Genomic DNA, 549 nt, shown 5'->3' with positions numbered 1-549 from the left:
GGGCGCCGGTGCGCTTCGGACCCTTAGGGGGGCGGGCGTCCGTCTTGGGGCCCTGACCGTGCCGGGGCACACCCCGGCGGTGACGCAGACCCTGGTAGCTGCCGATCTCGACCTTGCGGCGGATGTCGGCGGCCACCTCACGGCGAAGGTCACCCTCCACCTTGTAGTTGCCCTCGATGTAGTCACGCAGCTGGACGAGCTGCGCATCGGTGAGGTCCTTGACCCGGATGTCTCCCGAGATCTCGGTGGCCCCGTGAGGCGCGAGCGCACGAGTGCGGCCCACGCCGTAGATGTAGGTAAGGGCGATTTCGATCCGCTTTTCGCGGGGCAGATCGACGCCTGCGAGACGAGCCATTGTGGCGGTTCTCCTTAGTTCTCAGAGGTCTGGAGCATCGCTTTCCGCGGTCCGGCTGCAGGGACGGTGTCCTTGCGGTGCCGCGGTCCTCGGCCTCTGTTGTCCGAGGGTGCCCGCCTGAATCTCTCCGGTCGGGAGCGGTGCAATGTCACCCGCGGTTGCGGGCTGTGCATCGGGGCTGAATCAGCCCTGAC

1 protein-coding gene is annotated in these 549 nt (G+C 67.4%); it reads right to left on the bottom strand.

Translation table 11 applies throughout. The annotated features are described in order from the left end of the window. A partial coding sequence (gene rpsM, locus GTW58_RS13820) for a 30S ribosomal protein S13 (RefSeq protein WP_168023635.1) occupies positions 1-355 on the bottom strand: 355 nt, incomplete at its 3' end. Between the last annotated feature and the right edge of the window lie 194 nt (positions 356-549).

The organism is Kocuria subflava (assembly GCF_012163155.1).
GTDB classification, from domain to species: domain Bacteria; phylum Actinomycetota; class Actinomycetes; order Actinomycetales; family Micrococcaceae; genus Kocuria; species Kocuria subflava.
Note: the sequence above shows the minus strand (reverse complement) of the source record. Positions and strands in the feature narration are given on the sequence as shown.